This is a genomic window from Embleya sp. NPDC005971, from assembly GCF_040629175.1.
In the GTDB taxonomy this organism is placed as follows: Bacteria; Actinomycetota; Actinomycetes; order Streptomycetales; family Streptomycetaceae; genus Embleya.
Genome location: NZ_JBEXUX010000036.1, coordinates 52,358 through 68,368 on the forward strand (window position 1 = coordinate 52,358; position 16,011 = coordinate 68,368).

The 16,011-nt window shown below is 70.5% G+C and carries 16 protein-coding genes, 1 tRNA gene and 1 other RNA gene; 15 read left to right on the forward strand and 3 right to left on the reverse strand.

Annotated elements, in window-relative coordinates; all coding sequences use genetic code 11:
• The first annotated feature begins 241 nt into the window (after positions 1-241).
• From ABZ374_RS28315 to ABZ374_RS28340, 6 genes are all read left to right on the forward strand, one after another.
• Complete coding sequence (locus tag ABZ374_RS28315) at positions 242-976, forward strand: Crp/Fnr family transcriptional regulator (protein ID WP_360315940.1); 735 nt, start codon at positions 242-244, stop codon at positions 974-976.
• Positions 977-1,091: 115 nt separating this feature from the next.
• Entirely contained in the window at positions 1,092-1,886 is a 795-nt protein-coding gene (locus ABZ374_RS28320; RefSeq protein WP_360315942.1) for a hypothetical protein, read from the forward strand.
• Positions 1,887-2,044: 158 nt separating this feature from the next.
• Positions 2,045-2,176 (forward strand): hypothetical protein, encoded by a 132-nt coding sequence (locus ABZ374_RS28325; RefSeq protein WP_360315945.1) that lies wholly within the window; start codon positions 2,045-2,047, stop codon positions 2,174-2,176.
• Entirely contained in the window at positions 2,167-2,913 is a 747-nt protein-coding gene (locus ABZ374_RS28330; RefSeq protein WP_360315948.1) for a hypothetical protein, read from the forward strand. Before ABZ374_RS28325 ends, ABZ374_RS28330 begins: the two co-directional genes overlap by 10 nt.
• Positions 2,910-3,218, forward strand: a complete 309-nt coding sequence (locus ABZ374_RS28335; RefSeq protein WP_360315951.1) for a helix-turn-helix domain-containing protein — start codon at positions 2,910-2,912, stop codon at positions 3,216-3,218. The genes ABZ374_RS28330 and ABZ374_RS28335 overlap by 4 nt, the downstream gene beginning before the upstream one ends.
• Positions 3,215-4,327, forward strand: a complete 1,113-nt coding sequence (locus tag ABZ374_RS28340; protein ID WP_360315953.1) for a hypothetical protein — start codon at positions 3,215-3,217, stop codon at positions 4,325-4,327. Before ABZ374_RS28335 ends, ABZ374_RS28340 begins: the two co-directional genes overlap by 4 nt.
• Positions 4,328-4,658: 331 nt before the next feature.
• Here ABZ374_RS28340 and ABZ374_RS28345 read toward each other — a convergent pair.
• Positions 4,659-4,743: transfer RNA gene (locus ABZ374_RS28345), tRNA-Ser, on the reverse strand.
• Between the two features lie 61 nt (positions 4,744-4,804).
• Positions 4,805-4,903, reverse strand: an RNA gene (ffs, locus tag ABZ374_RS28350) — signal recognition particle sRNA small type.
• Positions 4,904-4,994: 91 nt separating this feature from the next.
• Between ffs and ABZ374_RS28355 the strand changes: the two genes are divergently transcribed.
• From ABZ374_RS28355 to ABZ374_RS28395, 9 genes are all read left to right on the forward strand, one after another.
• Complete coding sequence (locus ABZ374_RS28355) at positions 4,995-7,121, forward strand: DNA polymerase III subunit gamma and tau (protein WP_360315956.1); 2,127 nt, start codon at positions 4,995-4,997, stop codon at positions 7,119-7,121.
• A gap of 161 nt (positions 7,122-7,282) precedes the next feature.
• Positions 7,283-7,624: a YbaB/EbfC family nucleoid-associated protein gene (locus tag ABZ374_RS28360; protein ID WP_360315959.1), complete on the forward strand. Its 342-nt coding sequence runs from the start codon at positions 7,283-7,285 to the stop codon at positions 7,622-7,624.
• 85 nt (positions 7,625-7,709) lie between these two features.
• Positions 7,710-8,309, forward strand: a complete 600-nt coding sequence (gene recR / locus ABZ374_RS28365) for a recombination mediator RecR (RefSeq protein ID WP_020554882.1) — start codon at positions 7,710-7,712, stop codon at positions 8,307-8,309.
• Positions 8,302-8,922 carry a DUF5063 domain-containing protein gene (locus ABZ374_RS28370; RefSeq protein WP_355530901.1) on the forward strand — a complete coding sequence of 207 codons (621 nt, stop codon included), beginning with the start codon at positions 8,302-8,304 and terminating at the stop codon, positions 8,920-8,922. Before recR ends, ABZ374_RS28370 begins: the two co-directional genes overlap by 8 nt.
• 206 nt (positions 8,923-9,128) lie before the next feature.
• Positions 9,129-10,397 (forward strand): aspartate kinase, encoded by a 1,269-nt coding sequence (locus tag ABZ374_RS28375; RefSeq protein WP_126639165.1) that lies wholly within the window; start codon positions 9,129-9,131, stop codon positions 10,395-10,397.
• Positions 10,394-11,461, forward strand: coding sequence for an aspartate-semialdehyde dehydrogenase (locus tag ABZ374_RS28380; protein ID WP_360315964.1), 1,068 nt, complete (start codon positions 10,394-10,396; stop codon positions 11,459-11,461). The genes ABZ374_RS28375 and ABZ374_RS28380 overlap by 4 nt, the downstream gene beginning before the upstream one ends.
• A 259-nt stretch (positions 11,462-11,720) precedes the next feature.
• Positions 11,721-12,269, forward strand: coding sequence for a SigE family RNA polymerase sigma factor (locus ABZ374_RS28385; protein WP_360316065.1), 549 nt, complete (start codon positions 11,721-11,723; stop codon positions 12,267-12,269).
• Positions 12,266-13,255, forward strand: coding sequence for a DUF4232 domain-containing protein (locus ABZ374_RS28390; RefSeq protein ID WP_360315967.1), 990 nt, complete (start codon positions 12,266-12,268; stop codon positions 13,253-13,255). Before ABZ374_RS28385 ends, ABZ374_RS28390 begins: the two co-directional genes overlap by 4 nt.
• 43 nt (positions 13,256-13,298) lie before the next feature.
• Positions 13,299-14,090 (forward strand): SURF1 family protein, encoded by a 792-nt coding sequence (locus ABZ374_RS28395; RefSeq protein WP_360315970.1) that lies wholly within the window; start codon positions 13,299-13,301, stop codon positions 14,088-14,090.
• A 30-nt stretch (positions 14,091-14,120) separates the two neighbouring features.
• On the opposite strand, the gene ABZ374_RS28400 is transcribed toward ABZ374_RS28395, so the two are convergent.
• The gene (locus ABZ374_RS28400; RefSeq protein ID WP_360315973.1) at positions 14,121-16,001 is read right to left on the reverse strand and encodes a prolyl oligopeptidase family serine peptidase; all 1,881 of its coding nucleotides are present in this window, start codon (positions 15,999-16,001) and stop codon (positions 14,121-14,123) included.
• Positions 16,002-16,011 lie beyond the last annotated feature (10 nt).

Here is a 16,011-nt window from a genome sequence, read left to right on the forward strand (position 1 = left end):
GTCGTGCCGACCGGGGCCGGGGCGAATTTGTACGGGCTGAAGTGCCCAGCGAGCACCGTTGAAGACCATGGACTACACGCAGGCCCAACGACCGACGTCGGCTCGAGCATTCCGCCAGTGAGGGCGCCGACGCGCTCCATGCACGCGCGCACACCGGATACTCCTCGCACGCTCTTTTGGCTCGAATCCTGGCCTGATTTCCTGACCGGGAAGGCACTCGGGTTCGACCATGAGGTGGTGTATGGAGCACGTAACCCAGCGGACAGCATGGCGAGGGACGGACGGTATCGGTCAGCGACGGCCCGACCGGTTCCTGGGCAGCCTGTCGGCGCCGGTTCGGGAGGAATTGTTGAGCATCGGTTCCCCAGAGCAGTATCCGCTCGGGGAGAAGATCCTCGTCGAAGGGGCGCTGGGCGATTACCTGGTGCTCCTGAAGACCGGCTGCGTGAAAGTCACCGGAAGGCTCGGCAACGGGCACGAAGCCCTGGTCGCCATTCGGATCGGCGGAGACGTGGTCGGGGAGATGGCCGTGATCGACGACGTGCCCAGGTCGGCCACAGTAACGGCGTGCGACGACGTCGATGCTCACGTTGTCCAAGGCCGAGCGATGCGGAGCTTCCTGGACAAGTGTCCCGAGGCCGCTATTCAGATCGTGCGCCTCAGCAACCGCCGCCTGCGCGCAGCAAATTCCCGGCGCATCGCGTTCGGTGAGTTCCCGGCTCGAGTGCGGTTGGCCCGGGCGCTCACCGAGCTGGCGGAAAACTACGGCCGGGCCGTCCGCTCGCACACCCTGATCTGCGTCGACCTCACGCACACCGAACTCGCCGGGTTCATCGGATCGCAGCTGAGGACGGTGCAGAAGGCGCTGGCGGGCTTTCGCGCCGAGGGGATCATCACGACCGGCAGCCGCCGGATGGAGGTGATCAAGCCGGACCGCCTCCGGATGATCGGACGCCTGCCGACGATCGGTGGCTGACACCGCCTAGGAACCCGCATTTTTGCGGCTTGCTCCGAGGCTCCGGCCCGCCGGCCGCACAGTTGGCGTCGATCGCAGCCAACTGTCCACTCTCATCGAGCAGGTGATGGTTCACATGACGTCGCATCCGACCGCACGGCCCTGGGACAAGTCCCGGCCGGACCTCACCCGCCGCCTCTGCCTGGCGGCGGACATCGAGCAGTACAGTCGCTTCGACACCCCGGACCAGTGGGCCGCACAAGCCCAACTCGCCCGGGTGTTGAGGGCGGCAGCCGAACGCAGCGGGCTGGACCACAGCAAGTGGTCCACCCAGCCGCAGGGCGACCTGGAGTTCGCGGTACTCCCGCCCGGCACTCCCGAGCAACTGGTGCTGGGCGAGTACGTCACGCACTTGGCAGCCGAGCTCGGCGGCTACAACGCCACCCGCCGGCCCGCTGGGCGGATGCGGCTTCGGCTGGCCATCGATACCGGCGTGGCCGCCACGGCCGCTCTTGGCTTTTCCGGTCCTGCCCCGGTTGCGGTGGCCCGCTACCTGAACGCCCCCGAGGTGAAACAGGCCTTGGCGGCCGCCGGCTCGGAGAGCCTGGCCGTGGTGGTCTCTGACCGGCTCTACCAGGACGTGGTGCGCTCGCGGTTCTACGGACTCGACCCGGAGCAGTACCGCCGCATCCACGTGCAGCAGAAGGGGTTCGCCGGGTACGGCTGGGTTCGGTTGCCCGGAGCGGACCCGCAGGACGCGCAGGAGCCATGGCCGGGCGGGCCGGAGGGCGGGCCACAACCCCCGGCGCGAGCGGCGGAGCGGGAGCAGCCGACCTTCGTGCAGCACGGCGTCCACGGCACCGCCATCCAGGCCGGCGTGATCCACGGGTCCGTCGTTCACGAGGCGGTGCCGGGTCGGGCAGGCCGATGAGCGACGACCCGCCCGCCGGAGGCTGCACCTCCTGCGGGAACGCGGCAGGCAGCAACCGCCAGCAGGGCACCCAGGGCCTCTCGGTCCAAGGCCGGACAGGCGACGTGCACTACTACGCCGCTGGCGACCACCGTCCCATCGCAAGCGCGCGGCGGCGCGTGGCCGGCTTCTCACCGGCCCCCTACGAGACGCTGCGCGAGGAGTTGCACCGGATCATCCGGGCCTGCTCACGCATCGTGGACGACCTGCGTGACGACACCGACGACTCGGGAGGCGCACCATGGGACTGATCCCCTACAACCGGGTGTTCGACGTGCTGGAGCACCGGCTCCGGCTCGCCGACCTGCCCTTCCCGGTCACCACGGCCGAGGGCCCGGCTCGGCTCTCCACCCTCGCGGCCCGGCGGGCGCTGTACAGCAGGTCGGCGGACCCGCAGCTCCGAGAGGAGATCTGGCGCAAGGCCGTCGGCGCAGCGCAGCGCGACACCACCGCGGCCGGCCCGGACCGACTGCTGGCGCTCTGGCTGGCGCTGCCAGCAATGCGGCGCACCCTTCACCGGATCGCGATCCGGTGGCCGATCGACCGGCGGGAGCTCGAATCGGAAGCACTGCTCGCCCTGTTGGCGGCACTCGCAGACGTGGACCTGCAGGCCCAAGAGGCAGGCTCCGCACTGCTGCGCCCAGCCATCAACCGGGTCTGGGCGTTCGCCAGGGCCCGCGTCCGGGAGCGGCCGGTGGCGGACATCGCGGCGCTGGTCGCCACCCACCTCGCCGTGGAGGCGCCTGCGGAGTCGCCGGTCGGCGATTGGCAGGATGGCTGGGAACTACACGTGTCGCCGCCTGCCCGGCCTGACGGCCTGTCGGCGACGGTGCGTTTCAGCGTCGCACCGGAGCGGCTGGAGAGCTTCCGACTGGGCGAGCTGGCAGGCCACCTGGGCCTCGGAGACATAGTGCACCGGGCGCGGCGCCCAAGCGAAGGCAGCCGGATCGGCACCCTATCTCTGCGTCCGGCCGGAGGACGACCATGATCCCACGCTCCGGTACCTGGCTGTCGTTCGGCGAGGCGTTCGACCTGCCGCTGGTCGTCGACCTGCGCACCGCCGCCCGGGCGCTCGGACTTTGTCCCGGCACCGCCTACAAGCTCATCCACCAGGGCGGTTTCCCCTGCCCGGTCCTGCGCCTCGGATGGCAGTACCGGATCCCCACCGCCGGCCTGCTTCGCGCGCTTGGGATCGAGGAGCGCCCCGTCTACCCGGCCGACGTGCGAGCCGGTGCCGATTTCGCGGAACAGCGCGATCTTGCAACGCAGTTCGAAACGGAGGACTACGCATGAGTATCGTGGCCGTCGCCGCTCCGGAGCCCGAGGAGGTGCCGATGACGACCTGCTTCGTCATCGCGCCCATCGGGAACGAGCACGCCCAGGATGGGAGTCCGGAGCTCCTGGCGTTCGAGGAGAACCTGGAGATTTACGAGACGGTGATCTTGCCCGCCTGCGCCAGGCACGGCATCGTCCCGGTCCGGGCGGACGGGATCGCCGAGTCGGGCGAGATCACCGACCAGATCTGCCGTCACGTGCTGCAGGACGACATCGTGATCGCTGACCTCACCGGGGGCAACGCCAATGTCACTTATGAGATCGGGATCCGGCACCTGACCGGAAAGCCCATCATCCACATCGGTGAGAGTGGCCAACTGCCGTTCGACCTATCACTGATCCGGACAATCATGTTCAAGCGCAGCCGGAGCGGACTGGTCAAGGCGCGGCGGGACCTGGAGAGTGCGCTGGAAGGTGCCCTGAACAACAGATTCGAGCCGCTGACCCCGGCGCGGATCCTGTTCGGGCTCCCGGCGGCGCCGCTGCCGGCCGTGGTTGAGGCGGAGCCGGACGACCCGGAGGCCCCCGGGCTGATCGACCGGTTCGCCCGGGTGGAGGAGCAGATGGAGGCGATGGGCGAGACCACAGAGGCGATTGCTGGATTTATGACTGTGATCGCCGAAGTCGCCGTGCAGATCGGTCCGGTGATGGAGCGGGCCTCCCAGCCCGGGGCGCCGATGAGCGCGTGGTTGCCGGCGATGGCCGAACTGGGGAAGGCGATGGCCGCGCCGGCCTCCGGTCTCCGGGAGGCGTGCACCCGCTTCGCCGGGCAGATGGTGGAGATGGACGCGGCGGTCCTGACTGCGTTCGACGTCATCGCGGCGATGCCATCCGAGCAGCGCGCCGGTTCGGCGACCGGCTTCCTGGAGCAGATGGTCAGCATCGCCGAGTCCACCCACGAGGTGGTCGGCGTGCTCGGCGAGTTCGAGGTCGGCATGCGGTGGGTGGCGAAGATGAGCCGGGCGCTGCGGGCGCCCGGCCGGGACATCTCGGCCGCGGTCAAGCAGGTCAGCGGCGTGATGTCCCGGATCGCGGACTGGGAGCGCCGGGCCCGCGCGCTGATGTGACCGCGTGGGGCCGGCGACGGCTGCCGGGGCTTCCCGCACCGCACACCCGTCGATGGGGTGAGCCGCGCGATCGGCTGCTCACGCACCTGGAGGCAGCACTACGCCACTCAGATGACCAGGGGCGGGGCCTTCTTGCCGAGGTGGCACTTGAAGGCTTTGCGGATCTCTGAATGTGCTGCCGGTTCGAGGCGTGTGGGACGAAGACCAGAGCTGCGGAGATGCATTTAGCCGTATATATCCGAAATAAATGCAACCAGAACTGCAACCAAAAACGACGTCAGCCCGGACCATCGAAGTGGTCCGGGCTGACGTTTGCCCAGGTGGGCGAGTGCGGAGGATACGAGATTCGAACTCGTGAGGGTGTGAACCCAACACGCTTTCCAAGCGTGCGCCCTAGGCCACTAGGCGAATCCTCCGTGCGGAAGCTTACAGGAGGTCGGTGTGTGCTCGCGCACCCCCATTCGAAGGGGGTGGGGACGCAGTGAACCCCCCGTGCACCCGGCAGAGCCTCCCTATCCTTGCTGCCTTCCGGCCCTGGGGAGGTTCAGGAGGATACCGCCGCACGGGGGGTCCGGCGCCTACAGTACCCGACCCGGGTCGGTGTTCGGGCACGGGCGGGCGGGTGAGGGGTCCGCGTGTGTCCTTCGGCCCGGCTATCGTCGGGGGCGTGTCGCTCGCCCTCTACCGTCGCTACCGCCCCGAGACCTACGCAGAGGTCATCGGGCAGGAGCACGTGACGGAACCCCTGATGCAGGCCCTGCGGAACAACCGCGTCAATCACGCCTATCTGTTCAGTGGGCCGCGAGGGTGTGGCAAGACCACCAGCGCGCGCATTCTCGCCCGGTGTCTCAACTGTGAGCAGGGGCCGACGCCCACGCCGTGCGGCGAGTGTCAGTCGTGTCGGGACCTGGGTCTCGGCGGGCCCGGCAGTATCGACGTGATCGAGATCGACGCGGCGTCGCACGGTGGTGTGGACGACGCTCGTGATCTGCGCGAGAAGGCGCACTTCTCGCCGGTGAGTTCGCGCTACAAGATCTACATCATCGACGAGGCCCACATGGTCACGTCGGCGGGCTTCAACGCGTTGCTCAAGGTGGTCGAGGAGCCGCCGGAGCACCTGAAGTTCATCTTCGCCACCACCGAGCCGGAGAAGGTGATCGGGACCATTCGGTCCCGGACGCACCACTATCCGTTCCGGTTGGTGCCGCCCGGCGTGCTGCGCGACCACCTCGCGTCGGTGTGCGAGACGGAGGGCATCAAGGTCGAGCCGACCGTGCTGCCCCTGGTCGTGCGGGCCGGTGCCGGGTCGGTGCGGGACTCGATGTCGGTGATGGACCAGTTGCTCGCGGGCGCCACCGACGACGGCGTCACCTATGCGATGGCCACCTCGCTGCTCGGGTTCACCGACCGGTCGCTGCTGGACGACGTGGTCGAGGCGTTCGTCGCGCAGGACGGTGGGGCCGCCTTCGAGCTGGTCGACCGGGTGATCGAGGGCGGGTACGACCCGCGCCGGTTCGTGGCCGACCTGCTGGAGCGGCTGCGCGACCTGGTGATCCTGGCCGCGGTGCCGGACGCGGCCGACAAGGGCCTGATCGACGTGCCGGCCGATCAGTTGGAGCGCATGGTTCGGCACGCCGCCGAGTTCGGCCGGGCCGGGCTGACCCGTGCCGCCGACATCGTCAACACCGGCCTCACCGAGATGCGTGGCGCCACCGCGCCGCGGCTCCAGTTGGAGCTGATCTGCGCTCGGGTACTGCTGCCCGCCGTCGACGCCGGCGAGCAGGGCCTGCAGACGCGCCTGGAACGGCTGGAACGCCGCGTGTCGGTCGGCGGCCTCCCCGCCGGGCCCGCCACCCCGGACCACGCCCGCGCCGAGGCCCCGGCCCCCGCGCCGACCCGCCCGCCGCAGGCCGCCCCGCCCCAGGCCCCTGTATCGGCTCCCGCAACCCAGCCGCAGCAACCACAGCCACAACAAGCCCAGCCGCAGCCGCAACACCACCAGCCCCAGCAATCCCAGCAACCCCCCACGGCCCCCGGCGCCTGGCCCCAGGCCCGCACCGCCGGCTCCGGCCCACCCCCCGCCGCGGCGCCCCACCAACCCCACCAACCCCAGCCCCCGCAGCAGCAGTACCAGCCCACCGGCGACCTGGCCCGGGTGCACGAGATGTGGCCGCAGATCCTGGACGCCGTACGCGGCCGCAACCGGGTCGCCTGGATGATGCTGCAGACCGTGACCGTGGCCGGTTTCGACGGCACCACCCTGACCCTCGCCTTCGAGCAGGCCGGCGCCCGCGAGGGCTTCCGCAGCAGCGGCCGGGACGAGATCGTCCGGCAGTCCGTCCAGGACGCCTTCGGCTTCGACTGGCGAATCGACTGCGTCGTCACCGGCGAATCCGGAGCCGCCCCCGCCCGCCGCCCCGGCAGCCAGGCCCCCCAGGCCCCGCCCCAGGCACCCCCGGCCACGACCCCGCCCCCGCCCGCGGATCGCGCCCCCGCCACCCCACCCCCCGGCGCCTGGCCGGGCGCCCCCGCCCCCACCCCTGCGGTCGCGCCCACCCCGCCCCCCGCCCCGCCCCGCCCCACACCGGGCGCAGGCTCGGGCGCCCCACAGACACCGCCCACCCGCCCCCAGCCACAGCAACCCCCGCCTCCGCCCGAGCCGGACTACGGCATCCCCGAGGACATCGGCCGGTACGACGACGAGGACTTGGCGGACGACGGCGGCCTGTCCACCCACGAACTGCTCGCCCGCGAGCTCGGCGCGACGATCATCGACGAGTCGCCCACCACCTGAGCCCCACCCGACCCGCCGGCCCCACCACCGACCTGCCCCAAGCCTCCCGTCGCCGCGCATCCGCCCCGCCCGGAGCCGTAGGCTCGACCGCAGGACGACCGCCGAACGGGCGCCGTCCCGAGGCGGTGCGAAGCCGCGTCCGAGCGACGAAGGGTGTCCAGGTGTTTCCCGGTGGTGGCCAGCCCGACATGCAGCAGTTGTTGCAGCAGGCGCAGAAGATGCAGCAGGACCTCATGGCGGCGCAGGACGAACTCGCCCGCACCCAGGTGACCGGAAGCGCCGGTGGCGGCCTGGTGACCGCGACCGTGTCCGGCGCGGGCGAGCTGCTGGCTCTGGAGATCTCGCCGTCCGCGGTGGATCCTGAAGACACGGAGACCCTCGGCGACCTCATCGTCGCCGCGGTGCGCGACGCCAACCGCGCCGCTCTGGAGATGCAGTCCCAGTTGATGGGCCCGCTGGCCCAGGGCATGGGCGGCGGTCCACTCGGACTGCCCGGCATGTGAGCCGAGCCCCCACGACCGAAAGCCGAGCCCACGCAACACCCGCACACAGTTCCACCAGGAATCAGACCAAGCAGGGAGACGGTAGGTGTACGAAGGCGTCGTACAGGACCTCATCGACGAGCTGGGCCGACTGCCCGGTGTAGGGCCGAAGAGCGCGCAACGCATCGCCTTCCACCTCCTGGCGGCCGACCCGGCCGACGTCCGGCGACTCGTGCACGCGCTCGTCGAGGTCAAGGACAAGGTGCGGTTCTGCGCCACATGCGGCAACGTGGCGGAATCGGAGCAGTGCCGAATCTGTCTCGACCCGCGACGCGACGTCGCGGTGATCTGCGTGGTCGAGGAGTCCAAGGATGTCGTGGCGATCGAGAAGACCCGCGAGTTCCGGGGCCGGTATCACGTGCTCGGTGGCGCGATCAGCCCGATCGAGGGCGTGGGCCCCGACGACCTGCGGATTCGTGAGCTGATGACCCGGCTCGCGGATGGTGTGGTGACCGAGTTGATCCTGGCCACCGACCCGAACCTGGAAGGAGAGGCGACCGCGACGTATCTGGCTCGCCTGTGCAAGCCGATGGGTCTGCGGGTGACCCGGTTGGCCAGCGGGCTGCCGGTGGGGGGCGACCTGGAGTACGCCGACGAGGTCACGCTCGGGCGTGCCTTCGAGGGGAGACGACTGCTCGATGTCTGACGACCTGAACGAATTCACCAGTGAGATCGCCGACCAGATCGACAGCTTCGTCCTGGCCGTCACCGAGGTGGCCAAGGGCGAGGAGCCGGAGCAGGCGGTGTCGATGCTGCTCCTGGAGGTCTCGCAATTGATGCTTGCGGGCGGCCGACTCGGCGCGATCGCCGACGTGGTGCCCGACGACCGCTTCGAGCCCGACTCGGGTCCGGACCCGGACGTCGACGCGTTGCGTTCGGCGTTGTCCCGGCTGCTGGAGCCGATCGACGTGTACTACGAGGTCTTCGACCCGTACGTGCCGAAGTCCAAGCCGGTCGCCGCGCGGCTGTCGGACGACGTCGCCGACGTGGTGGCCGACCTCGCGCACGGGCTGGCCCATCATCGGGCCGGACGCAGTCGCGAGGCCCTGTGGTGGTGGCAGTTCTCGTACCTGTCCAACTGGGGCGCGACCGCGAGCGCCGTGTTGCGCGCGCTGCAGTCGGTGGTGTCGCACGCTCGCCTGGACGATCCGATCATGGAGAGCCTGGATCCGGCCGGACAGGCGCTCGCCGACGAGTTGGTCGACGAACTCGCCGAGCAACTGGACGAGGCCGTGGTCCTGGGCGGCCCGCACACCTGACCACTCGAAAGCGGGTGATTCGGATCTTTTCGGAGCGGAGTCCGGCGTGGAAACCGGGTCTTCGTCACCGAATGACCGCTTAGTGATGCGTACGTCGCACAATCCCGCCTAGTGATACGTACGTCTCACAATGTGAATAAAGCTTTGACCACTGTGCGGCCTAGTTAGACTGTGCCGACCGCACAGATATCAAGCGAGGAGCGCACGTGGGCCTTGTCGTGCAGAAGTACGGCGGCTCCTCCGTCGCCGATGCCGAAGGCATCAAGCGCGTGGCCAAGCGAATCGTCGACACCAAGAAGCAGGGCCACGAAGTGGTCGTGGTGGTGTCCGCGATGGGCGACACGACGGACGAGCTGATCGATCTGGCGCAGCAGGTGAGTCCCATCCCTTCCGGGCGCGAGCTCGACATGTTGCTCACCGCGGGTGAGCGAATGTCGATGGCGCTGTTGGCGATGGCGATCAAAAACCTGGGCGTCGACGCACGGTCGTTCACCGGCAGTCAAGCCGGTGTGATCACCGACGCGGTCCACAACAAAGCGCGCATCATCGATGTGACGCCGGGACGAATCCGCTCCGCGCTCGACGAGGGCGCGATCGCGATCGTGGCCGGCTTCCAGGGCGTGTCCCAGGACACGAAGGACATCACCACGCTCGGCCGCGGCGGCTCGGACACCACCGCCGTCGCGCTCGCCGCCGCGCTGGACGCCGAGGTCTGCGAGATCTACACGGACGTGGACGGCATCTTCACCGCCGACCCCCGCGTGGTGAAGAAGGCCCGGAAGATCTCCCGGATCAGCTACCAGGAGATGCTGGAGCTGGCCGCGAGCGGATCCAAGGTGCTGCACCTGCGGTGCGTGGAGTACGCCCGCCGCTACGACATGCCCGTGCACGTGCGGTCGTCCTTCTCGGGACTCGTCGGCACTTGGGTGACGGATGAACCCGAAGGGGACGACATGGAGCACGCGATCATCTCCGGGGTCGCCCACGACACCAGCGAAGCGAAGATCACGGTGGTCGGGGTCCCGGACAAGCCGGGCGAGGCGGCCAAGATCTTCCGCTTGGTGGCGGACAACGAGATCAACATCGACATGATCGTGCAGAACGTCTCCGCGGCCTCCACCGGCCGCACGGACATCTCCTTCACGCTGCCGATGTCCGACGGCCAGAACGCGATGACCGCGCTGACCAAGGCCCAGGCCGAGATCGGCTTCGAGTCGCTGCGCTACGACGACCAGATCGGCAAGATCTCGCTCGTCGGCGCCGGCATGCGCTCGCACCCGGGCGTGACCGCCAAGTTCTTCGAATCCCTCACCGGCGCGGGGGTGAACATCGAGCTGATCTCGACCTCGGAGATCCGGATCTCGGTGGTCTGCCGCGCCGACGGCGTTCCGGCCGCCGTACAGGCCGTGCACACCGCGTTCGGCCTGGACGACCAGTCCGGCGAAGCCGTCGTCTACGGAGGTACCGGCCGATGACCCGCAAGGACAAGCCCACCCTGGCCGTGGTCGGCGCCACCGGCGCGGTCGGCACGGTGATGCTCGAACTGCTCTCCACCCGCCAGGACGTGTGGGGCGAGATCCGGCTGATCGCCTCGGCGCGCAGCGCGGGCAAGAAGCTCGTCGTGCGCGGCGAAGAGGTCGAGGTCATCGCGCTCACCGAGGAATGCTTCGACGGCGTGGACGTCGCGATGTTCGACGTGCCCGACGAGGTCTCCGCGCACTGGGCGCCGATCGCCGCGAGCAAGGGCGCGGTCGCGGTGGACAACTCCGGCGCGTTCCGGATGGACCCCGAGGTCCCGCTCGTGGTGCCCGAGGTCAACGCCGCCGCGGCGCGGGTGCGGCCGCGCGGCATCATCTCCAACCCCAACTGCACGACGCTGACCATGGTCGTCGCCCTGGGCGCGCTGCACGCCGAGCTGGGCCTCAAGGAACTGGTCGTCGCGTCGTACCAGGCCGCGTCCGGCGCCGGGCAGCCCGGTGTCGACGCGCTGCGCGAGCAGATCGGCAAGGTCGCGGGCAGCCAGACGCTGGGCACCCAGCCCGGCGACGTGCGCCGCGCGGTGGGCGACTTCGGTCCGTTCCCGGCGCCGCTCGCGCTCAACGTGGTGCCGTGGGCCGGTTCGCTCAAGGACGACGGCTGGTCGTCCGAGGAGCTCAAGGTCCGCAACGAGTCGCGCAAGATCCTGGGGCTGCCCGACCTGAAGGTGCACACCACCTGCGTGCGCGTCCCGGTGATCACCACGCACTCGCTCGCGGTGCACGCCGTGTTCGAGAACGAGGTCTCGGTCGCTCGCGCGCACGAGATCCTGGACGGTGCCCCCGGCGTCGTGCTGTGCGACGACCCGGAGAACGGCGAGTTCCCGACGCCGGCCGACGTGGTCGGTACCGACCCGACCTGGGTCGGCCGGGTGCGCCGTTCGATCGACGACCCGTTCGCGCTCGACATGTTCATGTGCGGGGACAACCTGCGCAAGGGCGCGGCGCTGAACACCGCCCAGATCGCCGAGGTCGTCGCCGCCGAGCTGGTCGAGCGCGACTAGCCGCGAACCCAGGACTGCGGAACGTCGCGGCAGCCGGTGTCTCCCACGGGGGACACCGGCTGTCGTGCGTGCTCGGACCGCTTCCCGACCATGAGTTGCTGACTGCACGTCACCCGGCCCACTACGGTGGGCGGAGGTGTGGCTGAGCCGACGACCGTCCCCGGATCGCAGGCGCATACAACCTTCCCGGGGGGTCGAGTGTCCAACAGTCGTGGCAGAAATGGTCGTGAGGGTGGAACCGGCGCTGCGCCCGGTTCGGATGCCTGTGGTCGGCGCGCTGGATCAGGGCGTTTCGGGAGTTTCCGTGTCCTCTGACGCGGGCGTCTCGATCGACGTCCTCACCGAGACCTATCGCGCCCACTATGGTTCGTTGTTGCGCTTGGCTTCCCTGTTGCTCGACGACACCGATTCGTGTGAGGACGTGGTGCAGGAGTCGTTCGTGCGAGTGCACACCGCCCGGCATCGGTTGCGCGAGGCCGACAAGACGCTGGCCTACCTGCGGCAGACCGTGGTCAACCTGTCCCGGTCGACGCTGCGGCGGCGAATCATGGGCATGCGCCTGCTGTCCAAGCCCGAGCCGGACTCGACCAGTACCGAGGACGGCTCGCGGCACGTTTTGGAACGCGACGTGCTGGTAAGGGCGTTGCGCGAATTGCAACGGCGGCAGCGAGAAGTGATCGTGCTGCGCTATTACGCTGATCTGACAGAGGCTCAGGTGGCCGATCTGCTCGGACTGTCGGTCGGCTCGGTGAAGGCGTACGCCTCACGCGGACTGGAAGCCCTCCGGGCCCGGATGGAGACGCCGTGACGAACGACCCGGGGACCCTTGGTCCCGACCCCGACGACCTCGCGGCAGAGGTACGCCGGCGACTGCACGCGGCGGTCGCCGACGTGCAGCCCTCGTCGGACGCGCTGGACCGGTTGCGCGTGGCCGTGCCGGCGCGGCGCCGACAGCGGCGGGTGGCCACGCTCGCCGCCGCCGGGCTCGTGGGGGCGTTGCTGGTCGGCACACCGGTGCTGCGGACCGCGGTGGACGGTGGCGGCGACTCGAAGTCGAATGTCAGCGGGATCCAGTCCTCGTCGTCCTCGGTCAACGTCACCCAGCCGTTGCCGGGCCCGAGCGAGGGGATGAGCGCCGGGATTCCGGGCGGGGCCGGTCAGTCGCATCCGGCGACCCGAGGCACTACCCCGACCAACGGGTCCGGCGCGTCGAGTTCGCCGACGAGCGGGATGAGCGCGGGTGCGGGGCAGACCGCGCCGCCCGCGAGCAGCGCGCCGCCGTCCGAGACCGCGCCGCCGGTCAAGCCGACGCCCGCGTGTCTGACCACCGACCTGTCCGGGGAGGACGCCCGGCTCGGACCGGTCGGCGCCGACGGATTGGCGTACGGCGTGCTCCAGGTGCGCAGCAACGCCGCCAAGGAGTGCCAGGTGACCGGGCCCGGAGTGGTCTCGGTGGGTTCCCCGCCGGGCAATCCGATAGTGCAGGTCACCGTGCACCAGCACACGGCCGGCGACGGCGCGACCGGGTTGCCGCTGCTGCCGGAGACGGCCGGCACGGTGATCACGCTTCGACCGGGCCAGGCGTACGAGTTCCAGTTCGCGTGGCAACCGCAGGCGCCGGGCGCGGACGGCAAGTGCGCGCCGGACGCGCCCAAGGCGGCGGTGCCCGCGCTCGCCTACGCACTCGTCGCCAACGACTTCAACGTGGCCAAGGTGACCCTGACGCCCACGTGTGGCGGCACGGTGTTCCGCACCGACATCTATCGGACGGGGGAGTACCCGCGCGCCAGGTGACACCCGCGCTCGGCCGCCGTGGACCGGCGGTTACCGTTGGGGGGTGTACCGGTTCCTGCTCCAGCCACGCTGGCTGGCCTTCCACATGATCGTGCTCGTCGCGGTCCCGGTGTGTGCGGCGCTGGGGTTGTGGCAGTTCCACCGCTACGGCGAGCACAAGGGCGGCGGGAGCACCGGGGAGAAGGTGTCCTCGGCGCCCGCGGTGCCCATCGGTGAACTCGTGCCGCTCGGCGACCGGGTCGAGGGATCCGATCGCGGCCGCTCGGTCACCGTGAGCGGCACCTACGACGCGACCCGCCAACTCGTGGTGCCGGGGCGCCGACTGGACGGGCGCACGGGGTCGTACGTGGTCACCCCGCTGCTGGTCGCGGGAGCGCCGGCGGTCGTGGTCAACCGGGGCTGGGTCGAGGGCAGCGGCGTGCCGGTGCCGCCCGCCGGGCCGGTCACCGTCACCGGTCGGCTGGAGTGGTCGGAGGCCGAGCACACCTCGGACGCGGAACGCGCCACCGACCTTCGGCCCGGGCAGCTCTCCATGATCAGCACCCCCGAGCTGGTCAACCTGCTGCCCTATCCGCTCACCGACGGGTTCGTCGCGCTGACCGGGCAGACCCCGGCCGCGGATTCGGCCGCGTTGACGCCGATGCCGCCGGCCAAGGCGGCCGAGGGCGGCGGGATTTCCGGCCGCGCGTGGCAGAACCTCGGCTATACCGCGCAGTGGTTCGTCTTCGCGGGCGCCGCCGTCTTCGTGTGGTGGCGCGTGGTCCGCCGGGAGGCGGACGATCGGGCCGAGGAGCGGGAGGCGGAGCTGCTCGCGGAGCTGGGCGTCAAGAGCTGACACCCGGCCCCGCCTCGCGCGTCGGCGGTATTACGCCGGGTTCGGGATCGGCAGGCCGATCACCTGGTCGACGAACGCGAACTCCATCCGCAGTTGCCGGATGCGCTCCTCGACGACCAGCGAGCCGTGGCCCGCGTCGTAGCGGTAGACCTCGTGCGGCTTGCCGAGTTCGGCCAGCCGCGCGACGTAGTTCTCGATCTGCTTGATCGGGCAGCGCGGGTCGTTCTCGCCGGCGCTGATGTACACCGGTACGCGCACCTTCTCGACGTAGGTCAGCGGCGAGGACGCGGCCCAGCGTTCGGGCACCTCCTCGGGCGTGCCGCCGAGCAGCGTGCGGTCCATCGCCTTGAGCACGTCCATCTCGTCGTGGTACGCCGTGACGTAGTCCGCGACCGGCACCGCGGCCAGGCCCAGTGCCCACGCGTCGGGCTGCACGCCCAGGCCGAGCAGGGTCAGGTAGCCGCCCCACGAGCCGCCGGAGAGCACGATCCGGTCGGGGTCGGCCAGGCCGGACTCGACCGCCCATTCGCGCACCGCGCCGATGTCCTCCAGCTCGATCAGACCGATCCGCACCCGCAGCGCGTCGGTCCAGTCCTTGCCGTAGCCGGTCGAGCCCCGGTAGTTGACCCGGACCACCGCGAAGCCGTGGTCGACCCAGGCCGCGACGTCCGCCGCGAAGTGGTCGCCGTCGTGCGCGGTGGGCCCGCCGTGGATGCTGAACACGGTCGGGAACGGCCCCTCGCCGGCCGGCTTGGACACCAGCGCGTGCACCCTGCCGCCCGGCCCCTCGACCCACGCGTCGGTGACCGGGACCGAACCGGGCGGGCGCTCGCCGGGCGGGGTGAGCAACACGTCGCCCGCGGTCGAGCGCAGCTCGGAGGGGGTGGAGCCGCTCGACCAGTGGTACTCGACGCTGCCGTCGGGCCGGGCGCCGGCGCTGCCGATGGTGCCCGGCGGGGTGTCGATCCGGGTGAGCTCCTTGTTCGCCAGGTCGTAGCGGTACAACTCGGAACGCCCGTGCTGCTCGTGCTCGACCAGCAGCGCCCGGCCGTCGGGATACCAGTCGGCGGACAGGTCGCCGGGCAACCCGAGGTCGAGCTCGGTCTCGACGCCGGTCAGCGGCTCCCACAGCAGCGGCTCGTCCCGGCCGCGGCGCTGGTGCACGACCAGCACGCGCTGGTCGCCGGCGACGGGGGAGAAGTCCATCGCGGACAGGTCGGAGTCGGGCTGCCCGCCCTCGGGCCCGTCGTGCAGGTCGGCCACCGTTGTGCCGTCCAGGCGCAGTACGCGCAGCGACCCGTGCATCGCGTCGCCGTGCTCGTTGTGCGCGATGACCAGGTGGGTGCCGTCCTCGGAGAGCCCGGACAACCAGGCCGACTCGACGTGGCTGTACACGGTCACCGGTTCGGCGCCGGGGCGGACGACATGGATCGTGGAGCCTTCGTCGTCGGTCATCCGGCCGACCACCACGGTGCCGTCGACGGCCAGGCCGAGGCCGCCGGGATAGGACGGTGCGAGGCCGGGGATCGCGACCTCGTCCGGGCCGCCTTCGAACGGCTGGCGCATCCAGACGCCCAGTTCGTCGCCGTCGGTGTCGGCGAACCACCAGATCCACCGCCCGTCCGGGCTGATCCGGGACGACGAGGTGCCGTTGGGTCGGTCGGTCACCTGGCGCTGGGCGCCGCTGACCCGATCCCACGCGTACACCTCGAAGGTGCCGGAGGCGTTGGAGACGAAGACGGACTTCGCCGGTGCGTGGTCGGCCCAGCGCGGCAGGCTGATCCGGGCCGCGCGGTAGCGGCGTTCCCAGGCCGGGACGGCTTGGGCGGGTGCGGTCGGCGACTGGGACTCGGCGGTGTTCACGGCCGGGTTCACGGTGGTGTTGGCGGCGGCGTTCTCACGTGCGGGCATGTCGCAATTC

Coding starts and splice junctions, on each gene's coding strand:
- ABZ374_RS28315 (WP_360315940.1), top strand. CDS start 242: ATGGAGCACGTAACCCAGCGGACAGCATGGCGAGGGACGGACGGTATC.
- ABZ374_RS28320 (WP_360315942.1), top strand. CDS start 1,092: ATGACGTCGCATCCGACCGCACGGCCCTGGGACAAGTCCCGGCCGGAC.
- ABZ374_RS28330 (WP_360315948.1), top strand. CDS start 2,167: ATGGGACTGATCCCCTACAACCGGGTGTTCGACGTGCTGGAGCACCGG.
- ABZ374_RS28335 (WP_360315951.1), top strand. CDS start 2,910: ATGATCCCACGCTCCGGTACCTGGCTGTCGTTCGGCGAGGCGTTCGAC.
- ABZ374_RS28340 (WP_360315953.1), top strand. CDS start 3,215: ATGAGTATCGTGGCCGTCGCCGCTCCGGAGCCCGAGGAGGTGCCGATG.
- ABZ374_RS28370 (WP_355530901.1), top strand. CDS start 8,302: ATGTCTGACGACCTGAACGAATTCACCAGTGAGATCGCCGACCAGATC.
- ABZ374_RS28380 (WP_360315964.1), top strand. CDS start 10,394: ATGACCCGCAAGGACAAGCCCACCCTGGCCGTGGTCGGCGCCACCGGC.
- ABZ374_RS28385 (WP_360316065.1), top strand. CDS start 11,721: ATGCCTGTGGTCGGCGCGCTGGATCAGGGCGTTTCGGGAGTTTCCGTG.
- ABZ374_RS28400 (WP_360315973.1), bottom strand. CDS start 16,001: ATGCCCGCACGTGAGAACGCCGCCGCCAACACCACCGTGAACCCGGCC.